The organism is Streptococcus sp. HSISS3 (genome assembly GCF_000448605.1).
Lineage (GTDB): Bacteria > Bacillota > Bacilli > Lactobacillales > Streptococcaceae > Streptococcus > Streptococcus raffinosi.
This window is the reverse complement of record NZ_CM002130.1, coordinates 1,844,662-1,863,408: the sequence shown is the minus strand read 5'-3', so window position 1 is coordinate 1,863,408 and position 18,747 is coordinate 1,844,662. Positions and strand designations below refer to the sequence as shown.

Sequence of the window (18,747 nt, the reverse complement as noted above, 5' to 3'; positions counted from 1 at the left end):
TAAGGCTTGGACTGGTTTTCCAAGCCTTTTTAGCTGTGAAAAACAAGCAAAATCTGACCTTTTATGTTATAATTAAGGTTATGAATTATGGAGATTATATCTGGGATTTGGGTGGTACCTTACTAGATAATTATCAGGTGTCAACCCAAGCCTTTCAAGCAACTTTGAAACAATTTAACCGTACGGCGGAATTTCAAGCAGTCTATGATGCTCTTAAGGTGTCAACCAGTACTGCTATTGGAATGTTTGCACCTGATATAGCTGATTTTCGCACCCTATATAAGCAGGAAGAGGCTAAGCATTTGCAAGAACCTGTGCTTTTTGAAGGAGCTAAGGCGATTCTGGCTAAGATTGTAGCTGAAGGTGGGCGTAACTTTTTGGTTAGCCACCGTAACCATCTAGTGCTAGACATCCTGGATAAAGCAGAGATAACTCCTTACTTTACAGAGATTGTAACTTCGGAAAATGGTTTTGCGAGAAAGCCTAGTCCTGAGAGTTTCCTTTATTTAATAAAAAAATACGATATTAAACACGGCTTGGTCATTGGTGACCGCCAGATAGATATTGAGGCTGGAAAAGCGGCAGGTATGGACACCTTACTTGTTGATGGCCATAAATCATTATTGGAGATAGTGACATAGATGACTGATGAATTAAAAAATTTCGAAGAAAAAGCACAAGAATATGATGCTAGTCAGATTCAAGTTCTAGAAGGACTTGAAGCGGTGCGTATGCGCCCAGGGATGTATATTGGCTCAACCTCTAAAGAGGGCTTGCATCATTTGGTATGGGAAATAGTTGATAACTCTATTGATGAGGCGCTGGCTGGTTTTGCCACTCATATTCAAGTTTTTATTGAGCCTGACAATTCCATTACGGTTGTCGATGACGGTCGTGGTATCCCAGTAGGCATCCAAGAGAAAACAGGTCGTCCAGCGGTTGAAACAGTCTTTACGGTCCTTCACGCTGGTGGTAAATTTGGCGGTGGCGGCTACAAGGTCTCTGGTGGTTTGCACGGAGTTGGTTCTTCGGTCGTCAATGCCCTCTCAACCCAACTGGATGTTAAGGTCTATAAAAATGGCCATATTCACTTCCAAGAGTATAAACGTGGTGTTGTGGTAGACGATTTAGCGATTATTGGTGATACAGAGAAACACGGAACAACCGTTCACTTTACTCCGGATCCAGAAATTTTCCAAGAAACAACGGAGTTTGATTTTGGAAAATTAGCTAAACGTATCCAAGAATTGGCCTTCTTGAACAAGGGGTTACGCATTTCGATCACTGATAAACGTGAGGGTCTTGAGCAAGAGAAACATTATCACTATGAGGGTGGTATCACCTCTTATGTCAAATACATCAATGAAAACAAGGATGTTATCTTTGATGAGCCTATTTACACGGATGGTGAAATGGATGGTATTTCAGTCGAAGTTGCTATGCAGTATACGACTGGCTACCATGAAACTGTCATGAGTTTTGCCAACAACATCCACACCCATGAAGGTGGTACTCACGAGCAAGGTTTCCGTACGGCCTTAACACGTGTCATTAATGATTATGCACGTCAAAATAAGATTCTTAAGGATAAAGATGATAATTTGACTGGGGACGATGTTCGTGAAGGTCTTACAGCCATTATCTCTGTTAAGCATCCCAACCCACAATTTGAAGGTCAAACCAAGACCAAGCTAGGGAACTCTGAAGTGGTTAAGATTACTAACCGTCTTTTCAGCGAAGCCCTTAGTCGTTTCCTTTTGGAAAATCCAGCTATCGCTAAAAAGATTGTTGAAAAAGGAATTTTGGCTTCTAAGGCTCGTATTGCAGCCAAGCGTGCGCGTGAAGTGACCCGTAAGAAGTCAGGCCTTGAAATCTCTAACCTTCCAGGTAAGTTGGCGGATTGTTCGTCAAACAATGCCGAAATGAATGAGCTCTTCATTGTCGAAGGGGATTCAGCTGGTGGTTCTGCTAAGTCAGGTCGTAACCGTGAATTCCAAGCCATCCTACCTATTCGTGGTAAGATTTTGAATGTTGAAAAGGCAAGCATGGATAAGATTCTGGCTAATGAAGAAATTCGTTCCCTGTTCACAGCTATGGGTACAGGATTTGGTGCAGAGTTTGATGTCAGCAAGGCTCGTTACCACAAATTGGTTATCATGACCGATGCCGATGTTGATGGAGCTCACATTCGTACTTTGCTCTTGACCTTGATTTATCGCTTTATGCGTCCAATCTTGGAAGCGGGTTATGTTTACATTGCTCAACCTCCAATTTATGGGGTTAAGGTTGGCTCTGAAATCAAAGAGTACATCCAACCAGGTGTAAATCAGGAAGAAAAATTACGTGCTGCTCTTGAAAATTACAGTGTGGGACGTTCAAAACCTACAGTACAACGTTACAAAGGTTTAGGTGAAATGGATGATCACCAACTTTGGGAAACAACCATGGATCCTGCAAATCGTTTGATGGCACGAGTTTCTGTGGATGATGCTGCAGAAGCAGATAAGATTTTTGATATGTTGATGGGGGACAAGGTTGAACCTCGCCGCGAATTTATCGAAGAAAATGCCGTTTACAGTACTCTAGATATCTAATATTCTTTTAGAAAAGGGTGCAATGCTAGGATAACTATGATATAATCGTAATGTTATTCTACATTTATGAACATAATAGACGATTAAGGAGAAACTATGTCTAGCGGAATTGTTTTACTGATTGTAGTGGTAGTTATACTTGTAATTGTCGCTTACTTAGTCGGTATTCTTATTAGAAAACGAAATGATTCGCGGATTGCAAATCTTGAAGAACGCAAGCAAGGCTTGTTTGACTTGCCGATAAATGAAGAAATTGAAGAAGTCAAAAAGCTTCACTTGATTGGGCAAAGTCAGACAACCTTCCGTGAATGGAATCAGAAATGGGTAGATATCTCGACAAATTCATTTGCAGATATTGAAAATCATATTTTCGAAGCTGAAAATATGAACGATACCTTCCATTTTTTCAAGGCTAGTGGTGAAATTAATAATATCGAGAGTCAGTTAGATCTTGTGGAAGAAGACATTAAGTCTATCCGTGAGGCTCTCTCAACCTTGAAAAAACAAGAAGAAAAGAACAGTGCTCGTGTGAAGCATGCTCTTGACTTGTATGAAGAGTTGCAAAACTCTATTGAAGAAAATTCTGATAACTTTGGCTCTACCATGAGCGAAATCAATAAACAGCTTAAAAATATTGAAGCTGAGTTTTCAGAATTCGTGACTCTCAACTCATCGGGTGACCCTGTTGAAGCATCAAGTATTTTGGATCGTGCAGAAGAGCACACGATTGCTTTGGGTCAAATTTCAGAGAAGATTCCAGCCATTGTCGCTAAGTTGGAAGACGACTTCCCAGATCAGTTGGATGATTTGGAATCTGGCTATCGTAAGCTGATTGAGCAAAATTATCACTTCCCTGAAAAAAATATCGAACGTCGTTTCCAAGAGATTCGTGAAGCTATCCGTTCAAATTCAAGTGAGTTGGTTTCTCTTGACTTGGATCGTGCGGAAGAAGAAAATGTTGAGATTCAAGATAAGATTAACAACTTGTATAGCATTTTTGAACGTGAAATTGCATCTTACAAAGTTGTTATGCGTCACAAGAAAGTCTTGCCAGACTATCTCAAGCATGCTAAGAATAATAATAAGCAACTTCAAGAAGAACTTGAACGTCTCATGTTAACCTACATCTTCGATGAAACTTATGCTGCGGATGTTCGTAGCTTTGCTTCTGATATTTCAGGTGTGGAAACAGCTGTTCTCCCAACTCTTGAAAACTTTGATACTCAGGTTAAACCTTTCTCAGAGCTCGAGAAAACATTTGAAAAGAGTCTCAACACCCTGTCTGCTGTTGAAAATGGACAGGTAGAGGTCTTTGGAAACCTTCAGGCTATTGAGAAAAATGAAGCTAAGGCACGTGAAGCACTTGATGTGTATGTTAATAAATTGCATGTTATCAAGCGTTTCATGGAAAAACGTAACCTTCCAGGAATTCCTCAGTCCTTCTTGAGTGTTTTCTTCTCAACAAGCGCTCAGATTGAGGCTCTCATGGATGAGCTTAGCCGTGGACGTATTAATATTGATGCGGTAATGCGCTTGACTGAAACCTCTAAAAATGCCATCGATCATTTGGAAGAGACAGCTTACTTGGTTGTTCAAAATGCAACCTTGACAGAACAGCTTTTGCAGTACTCAAACCGTTACCGTTCTTTCGAACCTGCTGTTCAAAGTAGCTTTGAACACGCCCTAAAATTGTTCGAAGTTGACCACGATTATGATGCATCTTTAGAAGAAATTTCTTACGCCTTGGAAACAGTAGAACCTGGTGTAACAGAGCGTTTTGTATCATCTTATGAGAAAACACGAGAACTTATTCGTATGTAAGTAAAAGATTCTGGACCTTGGTCCAGGATTTTTTGTAAGAAGCATTTATTATTTTACAGTTAAACGCCAACCTAGTTAAAAATAAAATAGGTATTTAAAAAAGAGAGGTAATTATGTCACAAGTTAAAGGGTTATTGGTCATGGACGTAGACTCAACTCTTGTCCAAGAAGAAGTCATTGATTTACTGGGAGAAGAGGCAGGTGTCGGTCAACAAGTCGCTGAAATCACAGAGCGTGCCATGCGTGGTGAACTGGATTTTAGACAGGCTCTCAATGAGCGTGTAGCAACCTTAAAAGGATTACCAGAAAGTATCTTTGACAAGGTCTATGCTCGCATTCATTTTAATAAGGGAGCTAAGGAACTAGTGGATGAACTTCATGCACGTGGCTACAAGGTAGGTTTGGTTTCTGGAGGCTTCCACGAGACGGTTGACAGACTAGCCTCGGAGGCAGGCATTGACTATGTTATGGCTAACCATCTAGAGGTGGTAGATGGTGTTTTGACGGGTAAGGTTTATGGTGAAATCGTCACCAAAGATGTCAAGGTAGCCAAACTCAAGGATTGGGCAGCAGAAAATGGCCTCGACCTCTCGCAAACTATTGCTATGGGTGACGGTGCCAATGATTTGCCGATGATTAAGACAGCTGGCATCGGTATCGCTTTTTGTGCCAAGCCAATCGTCCGTGAACAAGCTCCATACCAAATCTCAGAACCAGATTTGTATAAGGTCATTGAGATCTTGGATGAGGTTGGAAAATAGTAGAGATAAAAAGAGTCCTTTGGATGATTTCAAGGGACTCTTTGTGCATAAAAAAAGCACCGAATCGGCGCCACTTTTTCAAGTTGAATACGGACTAAGCCTTATTTTAACTCGCTGTCTTGTTTCGAATGGTTTCAAACCACTATTATTATATAGTTTTGTAACTAATATGTCAATTACTACAGGGTAAAGTATAAAATATTTTATTCTTGATTACAAGATTTTAACGTCATACTATTTAATCAGTAATTCTATCAGATATTGAAATGTTATTTAATAAGTGTATAATATTTTCTATAAATTTAGATTTTTCAAATAAGGAGAAATGTATGACTAAGCCATACTCAATTGGACTTGATATTGGAACGAATAGTGTTGGATGGGCCGTTATAACTGATAGTTACAAGGTTCCGTCTAAAAAAATGAAAGTCTTAGGAAATACCAGTAAAAAATATGTTAGAAAGAACCTGTTGGGGGCATTGCTCTTTGAATCCGGAATCACAGCAGAAGGAAGAAGATTAAAGCGTACTGCAAGACGCCGTTATACTAGACGTCGAAATCGTATTCTTTATTTACAGGAAATTTTTAGCACAGAGATGGCTAAGATAGATGAATCTTTCTTTCAAAGACTAGATGACTCATTTTTAGTTCCTGATGAAAAGCGTGACAGTAAGTATCCGATTTTTGGGAACCTAGTAAAAGAAAAACCTACCATGATGAATTTCCAACTATCTATCATTTAAGGAAATATTTAGCAGATAGTTCTAAAAAAGCAGATTTACGTCTAGTTTATCTTGCATTGGCTCATATGATTAAGTATAGAGGTCACTTCTTAATTGAAGGAGATTTTAATTCTAGAAATAATGATATTAAGAAGAATTTTCAAGATTTTTTGGACAGTTATAATGCTATTTTTGAATCGGATTTATCACTTGAGAATAGTAAACAGCTTGAGGAAATTGTTAAAGATAAAATTAGCAAATCAGCTAAGAAAGATCGTTTATTAAAACTATTTCCTGGGGAAAAGAATTCAGGGATTTTTTCAGAGTTTCTGAAGTTGATTGTAGGAAATCAAGCTGACTTTAGGAAATATTTTAATTTAGACGAAAAAACTTCCTTACATTTTTCTAAAGAAAGCTATGACGAAGATTTAGAGACGTTGTTAGGTCACATTGGAGATGATTACAGTGATGTCTTTCTCAAAGCCAAAAAACTTTATGACGCAATTCTTTTATCAGGTATTCTGACTGTAACTGATAACGAGACAGAAGCACCTCTTTCTTCTGCCATGATAATGCGATATAAGGAACACGAAGGAGATTTGGCTTTACTAAAGGCATATATAAGAAATATTTCGCTAGAAACCTATAACGAAGTATTTAAAGACGACACTAAGAATGGTTATGCTGGTTATATTGATGGAAAAACAAATCAGGAAGATTTCTACGTTTATCTAAAAAAACTATTGACGGGTCTTGAAGGTGCGGACTATTTTCTTGAAAAAATTAATCGAGAAGACTTTTTAAGAAAGCAACGTACATTTGATAACGGTTCGATACCATATCAGATTCATCTTCAAGAAATGAGAGCTATTATTGATAAGCAAGCTAAATTTTATCCTTTCTTGGCTAAAAATAAAGAAAAAATTGAGAAGATTTTAACCTTCCGAATTCCTTATTATGTAGGTCCACTTGCGAGAGGGAATAGTGACTTCGCTTGGTCAATAAGAAAACGAAATGAAAAAATTACACCTTGGAATTTTGAGGACGTTATTGACAAAGAATCTTCGGCAGAAGCTTTCATTAATCGAATGACTAGTTTTGATTTGTATTTGCCAGAAGAGAAGGTGCTTCCAAAGCATAGTCTCTTATACGAAACTTTTACTGTATATAATGAATTAACAAAAGTTAGATTTATTGCCGAAAGTATGAGAGATTATCAATTTTTAGATAGTAAGCAGAAGAAAGATATTGTCCGACTTTATTTTAAAAATAAAAGGAAAGTTACTGATAAGGATATTATTGAATATTTACATGCAATTGATGGATATGATGGAATTGAATTAAAAGGCATAGAGAAACAGTTTAATTCTAGTTTATCTACTTATCACGATCTTTTAAATATTATTAAAGATAAAGAGTTTTTGGATGATAGTTCAAATGAAACGATTATCGAAGAAATTATCCATACTTTGACAATTTTTGAAGATAGAGAGATGATAAAACAACGTCTTTCAAAATTTGAGAATATATTCGATAAATCCGTTTTGAAAAAGTTATCTCGTAGACATTACACTGGCTGGGGTAAGTTATCTGCTAAGCTTATTAATGGTATTCGTGATGAAAAATCTGGTAATACTATTCTTGATTACTTAATTGATGATGGTGTTTCTAACCGTAATTTCATGCAACTTATTCACGATGATGCTCTTTCTTTTAAAAAGAAGATAAAGAAAGCACAAATTATTGGTGACAAAGATAATATTAAACAAGTTGTTAAGTCTTTGCCAGGAAGTCCTGCGATTAAAAAAGGTATTTTACAAAGTATAAAAATTGTAGATGAATTGGTTAAAGTAATGGGAAGGGAACCTGAGTCAATTGTTGTTGAGATGGCTCGTGAAAATCAATATACCAATCAAGGTAAGTCTAATTCCCAACAACGCTTGAAACGTTTAGAAGAATCTCTCAAAGGCTTAGGTAGTAAGATACTTAAGGAAAATGTTCCTACAAGACTTTCTAAAATAGACAATAACGCACTTCAAAATGATCGACTTTATTTGTATTATCTTCAAAACGGAAAAGATATGTATACCGGAGAAGAATTAGATATTGATAGATTAAGTAATTATGATATTGATCATATTATTCCTCAAGCTTTTTTGAAAGATGATTCTATTGACAATAAAGTACTTGTTTCATCTGCTAGCAACCGTGGTAAATCAGATGATGTTCCAAGTTTAGAGGTTGTTAAAAAAAGAAAGACACTTTGGTATCAATTATTGAAATCAAAATTAATTTCTCAACGAAAATTTGATAATCTGACAAAAGCTGAGCGAGGAGGTTTGTCACAAGAGGAGAAAGCTGGGTTTATTCAACGCCAGTTGGTTGAAACACGTCAAATAACAAAACATGTAGCTCGTTTACTTGATGAGAAATTTAATAATAAAAAAGATGAAAATAATAGAGCGGTACGAACAGTAAAAATTATTACCTTGAAATCTAGCTTAGTTTCTCAATTTCGTAAGGATTTTGAACTTTATAAAGTTCGTGAAATCAATGATTTTCATCATGCTCATGATGCCTATTTGAATGCCGTTGTAGCAAGTGCTTTACTTAAGAAATACCCTAAACTAGAGCCAGAATTTGTGTACGGTGACTATCCAAAATACAATAGTTTTAGAGAAAGAAAGTCAGCTACAGAAAAGGTATATTTCTATTCAAATATCATGAATATCTTTAAAAAATCTATTTCTTTAGCTGATGGTACAGTTATTGAAAGACCACTTATTGAGGTAAATGAGGAGACCGGTGAATCCGTTTGGAATAAAGTAGCAGACCTAAGTACTGTTAGAAAAGTTCTTTCATATTCACAAGTTAATGTTGTCAAAAAAGTTGAGGAACAGAATCACGGATTGGATAGAGGAAAACCAAAGGGATTGTTTAATGCAAATCTTTCTTCGAAACCAAAACAAAATAGTAAAGAAAATTTAGTAGGTGCTAAAGAGTACCTTGACCCCAAAAAGTACGGAGGGTATGCTGGAATTTCTAATTCATTTGCTATTCTTGTTAAAGGTACAATTGAAAAAGGTGCTAAGAAAAAATAACAAATGTACTAGAATTTCAAGGAATTTCTATTTTAGATAGGATTTATTATAGAAAAGATAAACTTAATTTTTTACTTGAAAAAGGTTATAAAGATATTGAGTTAATTATTGAATTACCTAAATATAGTTTATTTGAACTTTCAGATGGTTCACGTCGGATGTTGGCTAGTATTTTGTCAACGAATAATAAGAGGGGAGAGATTCACAAAGGGAATCAGATTTTTATTTCACAGAAGTTTGTGAAATTACTTTATCATGCTAAAAGAATAAGTAGCACATTTAATGAGAATCATAGAAAATATGTTGAAAATCATAAAAAAGAGTTTGAAGAATTATTTTACTATATTCTTGAGTTTAATGAGAATTATGTTGGAGCTAAAAAGAATGGTGAACTCTTAAAATCTGCCTTTCAATCATGGCAAAATCATAGTATAGATGAACTCTGTAGTAGTTTTATAGGACCTACCGGAAGTGAAAGAAAGGGACTATTTGAATTAACCTCTCGCGGAGGTGCTGCTGATTTTGAATTTTTAGGTGTTAAAATTTCAAGGTATAGAGACTATACCCCATCATCCCTATTAAAAGATGCCACACTTATTCACCAATCTGTTACAGGCCTCTATGAAACACGAATAGACCTTGGCAAACTAGGAGAGGATTAATGGCGGGTTGGAGAACAGTAGTCGTAAACACACATTCTAAACTGTCATATAAGAATAATCACCTTATTTTTAGAAACTCATATAAAACTGAGATGATTCATCTTTCTGAGATTGATATACTTTTATTGGAAACTACTGATATTGTACTAACCACTATGTTAGTAAAGAGATTAGTTGATGAAAATATTCTTGTTATTTTCTGTGATGATAAACGATTGCCGACAGCTTTTCTTACACCGTATTATGCACGTCATGATTCTAGTCTACAAATAGCTAGACAAATTTCTTGGAAAGAAGATGTTAAATGTGAAGTATGGACGGCTATTATTGCACAAAAGATATTGAATCAGTCCTACTATTTGGGAGAATGTTCCTTCTTTGAGAAATCTCAATCAATTATGGAGTTATATCATGGTTTAGAACAGTTTGATCCTAGTAATCGTGAGGGTCACTCTGCCAGAATTTATTTTAATACACTTTTCGGTAATGACTTTACTAGGGAAAGTGATAATGATATCAATGCAGCATTGGATTATGGATATACCTTATTATTGAGTATGTTTGCACGTGAGGTTGTCATCTGTGGTTGTATGACACAAATTGGTTTAAAGCATGCTAATCAGTTTAATCAATTTAACCTTGCTAGTGATATTATGGAGCCATTTAGACCAATTATAGATAGAATTGTTTATCAAAATCGTCATAATAATTTCGTCAAAATCAAAAAAGAACTCTTTTCGATTTTTTCAGAAACCTATCCCTATAATGGAAAAGAGATGTATTTATCAAACATTGTTAGTGATTATACAAAAAAAGTTATAAAAGCGTTAAATCAGTTAGATGAGGAAATTCCTGAATTTAGAATATGAGTTATAGATATATGCGAATGATATTAATGTTTGATATGCCAACAGATACTGCTGAAGATAGGAAAGCGTATCGTAGGTTTAGAAAGTTTCTTTTAAGTGAAGGTTTCATCATGCACCAGTTTTCGGTATATAGTAAACTTTTATTAAATAATACCGCCAATACAGCAATGGTTGGACGACTTAAAGCTAATAATCCTAAAAAAGGAAATATAACAATACTAACAGTTACTGAAAAGCAATTTGCCCGTATGATTTATTTGTACGGAGATAAAAACACTAGTATTGCCAATTCAGACGAAAGGTTAGTGTTCTTAGGAGAAAATTATTTTGATGAAGATTAATTTTTCGCTTTTGGGTGAGCCTATGGAGGTTAACCAGGGGACAGTTCTCGTAATTGAGGATGTGAGTGTGTTTGCTCAATTAGTCAAGGAATTCTATCAGTATGATGAACAATCGAATTTAACAATATTTGATAGTAAAATAAGGAGTATAAGGTCCTCTGAATTACTTTTAATAACAGATATTTTAGGTTACGATATTAATACTTCTCAGGTATTAAAGTTGCTTCACACAGATATTGTAAACCAGTTGAATGATAAACCTGAAGTTAGATCAGAAATAGATTCTTTGGTATCATTAATTACTGATATTATAATGGCAGAGTGTTTAGAAAATGAACTAGATATAGAGTATGATGAGATTACACTTTTAGAACTAGTTAAAGTATTAGGTATCAGAATCGAAACTAAGTCTTGTACGGTTTTTGAAAAAATATTTGAGATCTTACAGATTTTCAAATATTTAGTTAAAAAGAAAATTTTAGTATTCGTCAATAGCTTGTCGTATTTTTCTAAAGATGAAATTTATCAAATCTTGGAATATATAAAGTTATTACAAGCTGATGTATTATTTTTGGAACCTAGACAGATTAAAGGGATTCAACAATTTATTTTAGACAAGGATTATATTTTGATGCCCTATAATAACTAGTAATTTGGTAATAAGTATAGATAGTCTTGAGTTATTTCAAGACTATCTTTTAGTATTTAGTAGTTTCTGTATGAAGTTGAATGGAATAATTATTTTGTTAGAGAGTAGATTATAAGGCTTTGATAGAGGAGGAGTTAAGTTGCTTTACATATGATTATTAAGAAATAATCCAATATGGTTACAGTCACATCTTGTCTAAAACGTTGATATATAAGGTTTTTTAAGGTATAATAAATATAAAATGGAATCATTTTGAAACTGAAGTCATGCTGAGATGAATAGCGCGATTACGAAATCTGGTAGAGAAAAACGATATACGAGGTTTTAGAGCTGTGTTGTTTCGAATGGTTCCAAAACTTTTATCACAGGTTTTGTTTCTGCTGGGAAGTTTTAGAGCTGTGTTGTTTCGAATGGTTCCAAAACAGTGGAAATGGGACTTACGATGCTGGTACAGTTTTAGAGCTGTGTTGTTTCGAATGGTTCCAAAACAAATTAACGGAAGACATAGATGCAAGCCTTGTTTTAGAGCTGTGTTGTTTCGAATGGTTCCAAAACATTAATAGTGATATCGAGTATAGACTAGGTGTTTTAGAGCTGTGTTGTTTCGAATGGTTCCAAAACGTCTGCTATGACGGTCTTTAATGGGCTTGTGTTTTAGAGCTGTGTTGTTTCGAATGGTTCCAAAACTAATGTTTTTGATTCCGTTTAAGACAAATTGTTTTAGAGCTGTGTTGTTTCGAATGGTTCCAAAACCTATCTGTAATCGGTATGTCTTGGACAAGTGTTTTAGAGCTGTGTTGTTTCGAATGGTTCCAAAACTTATACTCTTTCTCAGCTACCTTAATACTAGTTTTAGAGCTGTGTTGTTTCGAATGGTTCCAAAACATTTAACGCAGAATTGTCAGCGTTCTTGGCGTTTTAGAGCTGTGTTGTTTCGAATGGTTTCAAACCCCATTGTAATGATTTTTGGTTGACTTCTCTTCAAACGCATCTTATCATAGAGGAGTATAGTATTGAAATGGGGGAAGAGACATGTTATACGAATATCCAGCGATTTTTCACACGATTGAGGAAGGTTATCAAATTAGTTTTCCTGATTTTGGTCGTAGCATTAGGGCAGATTCTTTACCTCTTGCCATGACAAAAGCGTCTGTGTTCTTATCACATATTATTAAGGGGTATGGAGATAAGGCTTTACCTGAGCCGACTGCGGTAAGTAGCATTCCTAATGAGGAAGAACTCGTCGTGTTAATCCAAACAGAGCTTGATTAAGACTAAAAACTCTCGGAAAATTAATTCCCGAGAGTTTTAGGTTTTATTGGCCACATAGACGCCCAAGACGACTAAAATTCCTGCAAAAATTTGTAAATACGAGAAGGGTTCTCCTAAGACGACGACAGCCGCTAGAATTGAGATAATTGTCGAAATCCCAATAAAGGATGCTGTTCGGTTAACCCCGATATTTGCGATGGCAAAATTTGATAGAAGATAGCCCAGAACACTGCATCCCAAGCCTTGATAAAGGATGGTGATAGTGAATTTTGGATTGGTCACAGGGATTAGCAAGAGCTCTTTCAAATCGCCTGCTAGAAAGCCTTGGCTGAGTGCAAAGAGTCCAAATGTCAGGCAACCACTGGCAAGCATAAAATAAGTAATCTCAAGACTACTGAATTGACTAGCCCTTTCAACATCAACGCAATACAGGGCGTAGGAGACAACTGCTAGACCTAGAATCAAGTAGCCCACCAGGGAGAAGTGAGTAGAACCGCCAGCAGCAAAGACAGCCATGATGATACCGACGAGGGTTGTGATGACACCGACCACCTGCCAACGGCTGGGCCATTCTTTTAAAATAAGGCTAGACATGATAAGGGCAACAACTGGGATGCAGGCAAGAAAGGCTCCACTTTCAGAAGCTGTCGTCATACGAATACCAATTGTTTCACAGATAAAATAGATTATCGGATTGAGGATAGCAATACGTGTCAGAGGTTTAAGATTCCTACCGTTAATGTTTATCCGACGTCGACTGATGAGAAAATAGAGGTTAATAAAAAGGAAGGCTGTGACAAAACGCCAAGAGATTAAAGCCAGGTCACTGACCTGTGCTGTAATAGATTTGGTAAAGATAAAACTGAGCCCAAAGAGAATCTCACAAGTCGCTGCAGCCAAACATCCCAAGATGATTTTATTTTTCATTGTCTCACCTCCTGAATTTGGATTACCACGCCTATTATAACACTTTCAGGAAGCGTTTACATCAATCTGAATCTAAAAAATAGACTAGCAGAATAGCTAGCCTTTTTTATCTTATTTAGTTACCAATTGAGACAGTTCCGTCTGATCCGACTTTGACGTTTGTACCGTCTTGGCTATTAACTTCGACTGAAACATCTTGACCAACTGTTTCGCTGTTACCTTCGCTATCGTTGGCTTCTACAGTGTTATTGCCGTTTGTTTTTGCTGAGTTATCGTTTCCGTCGCTGACTTCAGTTGATCCATCTTTGTTGACTTTTACTGAAGCATTTGAATCAGTTGAAGAAGATTCTTTGGTCACCTTGCTTGATGATGGTGCTGAAGATGACGAGTCAGTTTTGTCTTTAGGGTTGCCACATGCTGCTAAGGTCAACAAGGCAAGAACTGAGACAGAGGCTAAAGTTAGTTTAGAAAATGTTTTCATAATAGTCTCCCTTTTTTCTTAATACATCCATTGTAAAGGAAAAATTGGAAATTCGAAAGCGCTCTCAAACGATTTTATCTAACTGTAATTCCTCAGTAATAGTGGTGTTGTGCTAGGCTAATCTATTGGAAAATAAGAGGTTAGCTCCTTAACGCTTTCCATCATAATGACAGACAGTTCAAGTCGTTAAGCTCGGTAGGTCAGCTTCTCTTTGTTATAATAAGAGTAAAACGTAATGAGGTGACTAAGATGTATCAAACAACTATTAAGGGTGACAAACCTTATCATTCCCTTTCAGAGGGTTACGGGGCACCTGTGGAACTTTTTGGCTACACTGAGGACGGGGAAACACCCATGAGTTTGGTGAATATTGCTTTGGCTTCTTGTGTAACCATGTGTTTACAGAGTTATTTTGCAAAGTTTCAGGGAAAGGAGGAGCTTGCTATTCGGGTTGATTCTAGCTATGAAGAGGGGCTTTTCAAGCTGAAGATACATTTGCCTGAGAACTTGGTTATCGAAAATGAGGATAAATTGCTGGCTTTTGTGGATGAGTTTTGTCGTGTCAAGAAGCTCTTTCGTGAAGATATAGTGGTTGATATCAGCTTAGCTCCATAAGCTGATTATCCTTTACCAAGTTCGTGTTATACTAGTAAGTAAAGATAAGCTATTTGCTTTAAAGTGGAATAGACAATGATAGGAGGGCTTGCTATGCAAGACAAACTACATGAAATTCGAGTATTTGAGAATTTTCGAGAAGAACTGTTTGAAACTGGTCATGTCATCGTGACGACAAAGGTGGTTGAGAAGTCTCTAAATTATTTTGGCAACGCACATGGTGGTTATTTATTCACGCTTTGTGATCAGGTGGCTGGACTGGTGGCCATCTCAACAGGTGATTATGCAGTGACACTTCAGTCTAATATCAATTATCTAAAGGCTGGACATCTGTCTGATGACCTAAAGATTGAAGGGCTTTGTGTCCATAATGGTAAGTCTACCAAGGTGGTGGATGTCCTCGTCACTAACCAGGAGGAGAAAATCCTAACTAGGGCAACATTTACCATGTATGTGACAGGTGCAGTAGAAGATTAGAGAGGAAGAGCTTATGTCAGATTTTCAAACCATGGACGATTTTGCGGTCTTTGTCAATGACTACCTGACACCAGAACAAGTGATTGTACAAGCTTATTCTTATGCTGCTGATCAGCAAGAACTGTCTCTTCTCGTGACTATTGATGACTATGAGATGATGTGTCGTTGGCATGTTGTTTGGACCTTCTCTGGCTTACACCAGGCCTTCTTTCAGTCTATGATGGATTCTGATAACGGTTTTTTCATTGATGCGAATAGCTTGGCGATGAAGGTACGTCTCAAGGATCAGGAACTCTTGTTCCAAGCAAGTGCACTGGAAATGGTGGTTGTCGATTACCCAGATCCCCTCTATCGTTTGGCTGAAGTATCTTTTAACCAAGGCGGTCAGCGTTACACTTATCTTTGTGAAGATAAAAGCGTGGAGGTAGAGGATTGGGTGCTTGTTCCTATAGGTTCTGGTAATAAGGAAAAGCAAGCCTTTGTGGAAAAAATCTCCTATGCCTTAGCTGATGAGACACCGATTCAGCCAACAGAGATGAAACAGGTTATTCAAAAACTTCATCTGGTGACTGTTCGTTATGATATGGAAATTGTTAAAAAAGGCTTTTTGACGTTTTCAGGTCTGACTTTTGAGGGTGGAGAAATTGGCAAGCCGACAGAGCCTCTCTGGATTCCTTTTCTTGCAGAGCGAGATGATCAGTCCCTTACTACTTATGGGATTCGCATCACTGACGGAAGTCGAAAAACTTATGTCACTGCCTTGGCTGGTGAGGACGATGCCTTGGAGATGATTGCCCTTGCACCGGCGAATTATGCAGTTTTTAAACTTAAGGGGCCGGCGACAGCAGCGGTCTGGGAGAGTTTTCAGCATGCTAAGAAACATTTTGACATTATTAACCAGCCCATGGTAGAGGTCTATCCACCAGGTAATCGTCAGGCAGAAGATTATGAGATGGAAGTTTGGATTCCGATAAAGGAGGATGTGTAGATGCGTCTGGACAAGTTTTTGGTTGACTGTGGTCTTGGCAGTCGTAGTCAAGTCAAGATCTATCTTAAGAAAAAGCAGGTGACCGTCAATGGTCAGGTGGAAACGTCTCCTAAGACTCAGATTGATGAGAAGAAGGACCAGATTGCTTATCAAAGTCAGGAACTAACACATGAGACCTTTGTTTACTATCTCTTGAATAAGCCAAAAGGTGTGATTTCGGCAACAGAAGATGCTCGTCATAAGACGGTTTTAGATTTACTGGATGAGACAGCTCGTCACAAGCAGGTTTTTCCGGTTGGTCGGTTGGATATTGATACTCATGGCCTGCTTCTATTGACCAACAATGGTGATTTGGCTCACGCTATGTTATCACCTAGAAAACATGTGGACAAGATTTATCAAGCTAAGGTAGCAGGTGTCATGGACGAAGCAGATATGCAAGCTTTTGAAAAGGGAATTGAGCTAAAAGACCACACTTGCCAACCAGCTAAATTAGAGATTTTGTCAGTAGATCAGGCAGTTAAAACGAGTACAGTTCAGGTTACCATTGCCGAAGGTAAATTCCACCAAGTCAAGCGCATGGTAGCTGCTTGTGGTAAGGAAGTGACAGACTTGCAACGTTTGAGTATGGGATCTTTAGTTTTGCCAGATGATTTAGAAATTGGCACTTGGCGTCGATTGACTCAAGAGGAGTTAGACGGATTAAGCGTTTTTGGAATTCCTTTGGCTTAAGCTTAACAAACAGTTGCGAAATAGGTAGATTTTTGTTACCATTAAAATGATATACTAGAAGAAAAAAGAGGTAAATTCAAGTGGCATTTGGAGATAACGGACCACGTAAGAAATCATTCTTTGAACGTCTGACAATAGTTGTCGTTTTAATTATGTTATTAGTAACAGTTGGGGCATTGATTTTCCAAGCAGTCGCAGCTGTCCTTTAAGACGCTATTAAGCGTTTTTTTGTGTATGTCGGAAACTCATTGCTTTAAGATGAAATGAGGGCATGCAACATGTGTCAGAAAGAGAGAAAATAATAGATGAGTATGTTTTTAGATACGGCCAAGATCAGCGTCAAAGCTGGTCGTGGTGGCGATGGGATGGTTGCCTTCCGTCGTGAAAAATATGTGCCGAATGGCGGTCCTTGGGGCGGTGACGGCGGAAAGGGTGGCTCAGTCATTTTCAAGGTTGACGAAGGCTTGCGTACCCTTATGGATTTCCGTTATAACCGTAAGTTCAAGGCCAAGAACGGTGAAAAAGGGATGACCAAGGGAATGCATGGTCGTGGTGCCGAAGACCTGATTGTGAGTATTCCGCCAGGTACAACAGTGCGTGATGCTGAAACGGGCAAGGTTATTACTGACCTAGTCGAAGAAGGTCAAGAGTTTGTCATTGCTCATGGCGGTCGTGGCGGTCGTGGAAATATCCGTTTTGCGACGCCTCGTAATCCTGCACCTGAAATCGCTGAGAATGGTGAACCAGGTGAAGAACGTGAACTTCAGTTGGAACTGAAGATTTTGGCTGATGTTGGTTTGGTTGGTTTTCCATCTGTTGGTAAATCAACAATTCTTAGTGTGGTAACGGCAGCCAAGCCAAAGATTGGTGCCTACCACTTTACGACGATTGTTCCTAACTTGGGAATGGTTCGTACTAAGTCAGGTGAGAGCTTTGCCATGGCTGACCTTCCGGGCTTGATTGAAGGGGCTAGTCAGGGTGTTGGATTGGGGACACAGTTCCTTCGCCACATTGAGCGTACCCGTGTTATCCTTCATGTGATTGATATGTCGGGAAGTGAGGGGCGTGATCCTTACGAAGATTACCTTCAAATTAACAAGGAATTGGAAACTTACAACCTGCGCTTGATGGAACGTCCGCAAATTATTGTTGCTAATAAGATGGACATGCCTGAGGCTGAGGAAAACTTGAAAGAGTTTAAGGAAAAATTGGCTGCTAATTACGATGAATTCGAAGAGTTACCACAAATTTTCCCAATTTCAAGTTTGGCTCATCAAGGTCTAGAGAACCTTTTGGAAGCGACCGCAGAACTTCTTGATCAAACAGATGAATTCTTACTTTATAGTGAAGAAGATATGGAACAAGAAGAAGTATACTATGGCTTTAACGAGGATGAACGTCCATTTGAAATTAGCCGCGATGACGATGCTTCATGGGTACTTTCTGGTGAAAAACTTGAAAAACTCTTTATCATGACAAACATGGAACGTGACGAATCAATTATGAAATTTGCACGTCAATTGCGTGGAATGGGAGTTGACGAAGCACTCCGTGAACGTGGGGCTAAGGATGGCGACATTGTTCGTATTGGTAACTTCGAATTTGAGTTTGTGGATTGACGTTGAAAGACTCTCTAAGTGCTAAAGCACTTGATAGTCTACGGCAGTCGCTATGGCGAACTGCCTATCAACCTCACTAACTACGTTAAGTCGGTAAAATCGACCGACTAACCTTC

Annotated in this window: 16 protein-coding genes, 1 pseudogene and 1 CRISPR repeat array; of the genes and pseudogenes, 15 read left to right on the top strand and 2 right to left on the bottom strand. The window is 37.7% G+C overall.

Features of this window, described 5'->3' with window-relative positions:
- The first annotated feature begins 80 nt into the window (after positions 1 to 80).
- The 9 genes and pseudogenes from HSISS3_RS08500 to HSISS3_RS08455 all read left to right on the top strand — a co-directional run bounded on the left by HSISS3_RS08500 (position 81) and on the right by HSISS3_RS08455 (position 12,792).
- Positions 81 to 641: an HAD-IA family hydrolase gene (locus HSISS3_RS08500; RefSeq protein ID WP_021152398.1), complete on the top strand. Its 561-nt coding sequence runs from the start codon at positions 81 to 83 to the stop codon at positions 639 to 641.
- Positions 642 to 2,594: a DNA topoisomerase (ATP-hydrolyzing) subunit B gene (gyrB, locus tag HSISS3_RS08495; RefSeq protein ID WP_002887798.1), complete on the top strand. Its 1,953-nt coding sequence runs from the start codon at positions 642 to 644 to the stop codon at positions 2,592 to 2,594.
- Between the two features lie 96 nt (positions 2,595 to 2,690).
- Positions 2,691 to 4,415: a septation ring formation regulator EzrA gene (gene ezrA, locus HSISS3_RS08490; protein WP_021152397.1), complete on the top strand. Its 1,725-nt coding sequence runs from the start codon at positions 2,691 to 2,693 to the stop codon at positions 4,413 to 4,415.
- Between the two features lie 113 nt (positions 4,416 to 4,528).
- On the top strand, positions 4,529 to 5,176 hold the full coding sequence (gene serB, locus HSISS3_RS08485; RefSeq protein WP_021152396.1) for a phosphoserine phosphatase SerB: 648 nt from the start codon (positions 4,529 to 4,531) through the stop codon (positions 5,174 to 5,176).
- A 329-nt stretch (positions 5,177 to 5,505) separates the two neighbouring features.
- Positions 5,506 to 9,661: pseudogene (cas9, locus tag HSISS3_RS08475) on the top strand (type II CRISPR RNA-guided endonuclease Cas9).
- A complete protein-coding gene (cas1, locus tag HSISS3_RS08470) occupies positions 9,661 to 10,530 on the top strand; it encodes a type II CRISPR-associated endonuclease Cas1 (RefSeq protein ID WP_021152392.1) in 870 nt (289 codons plus the stop codon). Before cas9 ends, cas1 begins: the two are co-directional and overlap by 1 nt.
- Positions 10,527 to 10,871, top strand: coding sequence for a CRISPR-associated endonuclease Cas2 (gene cas2, locus HSISS3_RS08465; RefSeq protein ID WP_042767104.1), 345 nt, complete (start codon positions 10,527 to 10,529; stop codon positions 10,869 to 10,871). The genes cas1 and cas2 overlap by 4 nt, the downstream gene beginning before the upstream one ends.
- Entirely contained in the window at positions 10,861 to 11,520 is a 660-nt protein-coding gene (csn2, locus tag HSISS3_RS08460; protein ID WP_021152390.1) for a type II-A CRISPR-associated protein Csn2, read from the top strand. Before cas2 ends, csn2 begins: the two co-directional genes overlap by 11 nt.
- 321 nt (positions 11,521 to 11,841) lie before the next feature.
- Positions 11,842 to 12,471: a CRISPR direct-repeat array (repeat unit 36 nt; unit sequence GTTTTAGAGCTGTGTTGTTTCGAATGGTTCCAAAAC).
- Between the two features lie 81 nt (positions 12,472 to 12,552).
- On the top strand, positions 12,553 to 12,792 hold the full coding sequence (locus HSISS3_RS08455; RefSeq protein ID WP_002884756.1) for a hypothetical protein: 240 nt from the start codon (positions 12,553 to 12,555) through the stop codon (positions 12,790 to 12,792).
- Between the two features lie 36 nt (positions 12,793 to 12,828).
- On the opposite strand, the gene HSISS3_RS08450 is transcribed toward HSISS3_RS08455, so the two are convergent.
- Positions 12,829 to 13,719 (bottom strand): DMT family transporter, encoded by an 891-nt coding sequence (locus HSISS3_RS08450; RefSeq protein WP_021152388.1) that lies wholly within the window; start codon positions 13,717 to 13,719, stop codon positions 12,829 to 12,831.
- Between the two features lie 115 nt (positions 13,720 to 13,834).
- On the bottom strand, positions 13,835 to 14,200 hold the full coding sequence (locus HSISS3_RS08445; protein WP_021152387.1) for a hypothetical protein: 366 nt from the start codon (positions 14,198 to 14,200) through the stop codon (positions 13,835 to 13,837).
- Between the two features lie 249 nt (positions 14,201 to 14,449).
- Here HSISS3_RS08445 and HSISS3_RS08440 point away from each other — a divergent pair, with 249 nt between their 5' ends.
- From HSISS3_RS08440 to obgE, 6 genes are all read left to right on the top strand, one after another.
- Positions 14,450 to 14,815: an OsmC family protein gene (locus tag HSISS3_RS08440; protein ID WP_021152386.1), complete on the top strand. Its 366-nt coding sequence runs from the start codon at positions 14,450 to 14,452 to the stop codon at positions 14,813 to 14,815.
- 93 nt (positions 14,816 to 14,908) lie between these two features.
- Positions 14,909 to 15,292: a PaaI family thioesterase gene (locus HSISS3_RS08435; RefSeq protein ID WP_008535228.1), complete on the top strand. Its 384-nt coding sequence runs from the start codon at positions 14,909 to 14,911 to the stop codon at positions 15,290 to 15,292.
- A gap of 13 nt (positions 15,293 to 15,305) precedes the next feature.
- Positions 15,306 to 16,280, top strand: a complete 975-nt coding sequence (locus HSISS3_RS08430) for a GyrI-like domain-containing protein (protein WP_021152385.1) — start codon at positions 15,306 to 15,308, stop codon at positions 16,278 to 16,280.
- Complete coding sequence (locus tag HSISS3_RS08425) at positions 16,281 to 17,012, top strand: pseudouridine synthase (RefSeq protein ID WP_008535225.1); 732 nt, start codon at positions 16,281 to 16,283, stop codon at positions 17,010 to 17,012.
- A gap of 80 nt (positions 17,013 to 17,092) precedes the next feature.
- Positions 17,093 to 17,221: a DUF4044 domain-containing protein gene (locus tag HSISS3_RS11770; RefSeq protein WP_021146256.1), complete on the top strand. Its 129-nt coding sequence runs from the start codon at positions 17,093 to 17,095 to the stop codon at positions 17,219 to 17,221.
- Between the two features lie 96 nt (positions 17,222 to 17,317).
- Complete coding sequence (gene obgE / locus HSISS3_RS08420) at positions 17,318 to 18,631, top strand: GTPase ObgE (protein ID WP_008535223.1); 1,314 nt, start codon at positions 17,318 to 17,320, stop codon at positions 18,629 to 18,631.
- The last annotated feature ends 116 nt before the right edge of the window (positions 18,632 to 18,747 follow it).

Excerpts from the sequence above, each read along its gene's own strand:
- HSISS3_RS08440 (WP_021152386.1), top strand. The coding sequence starts at position 14,450 with ATGTATCAAACAACTATTAAGGGTGACAAACCTTATCATTCCCTTTCA.
- HSISS3_RS08450 (WP_021152388.1), bottom strand. The coding sequence starts at position 13,719 with ATGAAAAATAAAATCATCTTGGGATGTTTGGCTGCAGCGACTTGTGAG.
- serB (WP_021152396.1), top strand. The coding sequence starts at position 4,529 with ATGTCACAAGTTAAAGGGTTATTGGTCATGGACGTAGACTCAACTCTT.
- HSISS3_RS08445 (WP_021152387.1), bottom strand. The coding sequence starts at position 14,200 with ATGAAAACATTTTCTAAACTAACTTTAGCCTCTGTCTCAGTTCTTGCC.
- HSISS3_RS08435 (WP_008535228.1), top strand. The coding sequence starts at position 14,909 with ATGCAAGACAAACTACATGAAATTCGAGTATTTGAGAATTTTCGAGAA.
- obgE (WP_008535223.1), top strand. The coding sequence starts at position 17,318 with ATGAGTATGTTTTTAGATACGGCCAAGATCAGCGTCAAAGCTGGTCGT.
- HSISS3_RS08425 (WP_008535225.1), top strand. The coding sequence starts at position 16,281 with ATGCGTCTGGACAAGTTTTTGGTTGACTGTGGTCTTGGCAGTCGTAGT.
- HSISS3_RS08500 (WP_021152398.1), top strand. The coding sequence starts at position 81 with ATGAATTATGGAGATTATATCTGGGATTTGGGTGGTACCTTACTAGAT.
- HSISS3_RS08430 (WP_021152385.1), top strand. The coding sequence starts at position 15,306 with ATGTCAGATTTTCAAACCATGGACGATTTTGCGGTCTTTGTCAATGAC.
- HSISS3_RS08455 (WP_002884756.1), top strand. The coding sequence starts at position 12,553 with ATGTTATACGAATATCCAGCGATTTTTCACACGATTGAGGAAGGTTAT.
- cas1 (WP_021152392.1), top strand. The coding sequence starts at position 9,661 with ATGGCGGGTTGGAGAACAGTAGTCGTAAACACACATTCTAAACTGTCA.
- gyrB (WP_002887798.1), top strand. The coding sequence starts at position 642 with ATGACTGATGAATTAAAAAATTTCGAAGAAAAAGCACAAGAATATGAT.
- csn2 (WP_021152390.1), top strand. The coding sequence starts at position 10,861 with ATGAAGATTAATTTTTCGCTTTTGGGTGAGCCTATGGAGGTTAACCAG.
- cas2 (WP_042767104.1), top strand. The coding sequence starts at position 10,527 with ATGAGTTATAGATATATGCGAATGATATTAATGTTTGATATGCCAACA.
- ezrA (WP_021152397.1), top strand. The coding sequence starts at position 2,691 with ATGTCTAGCGGAATTGTTTTACTGATTGTAGTGGTAGTTATACTTGTA.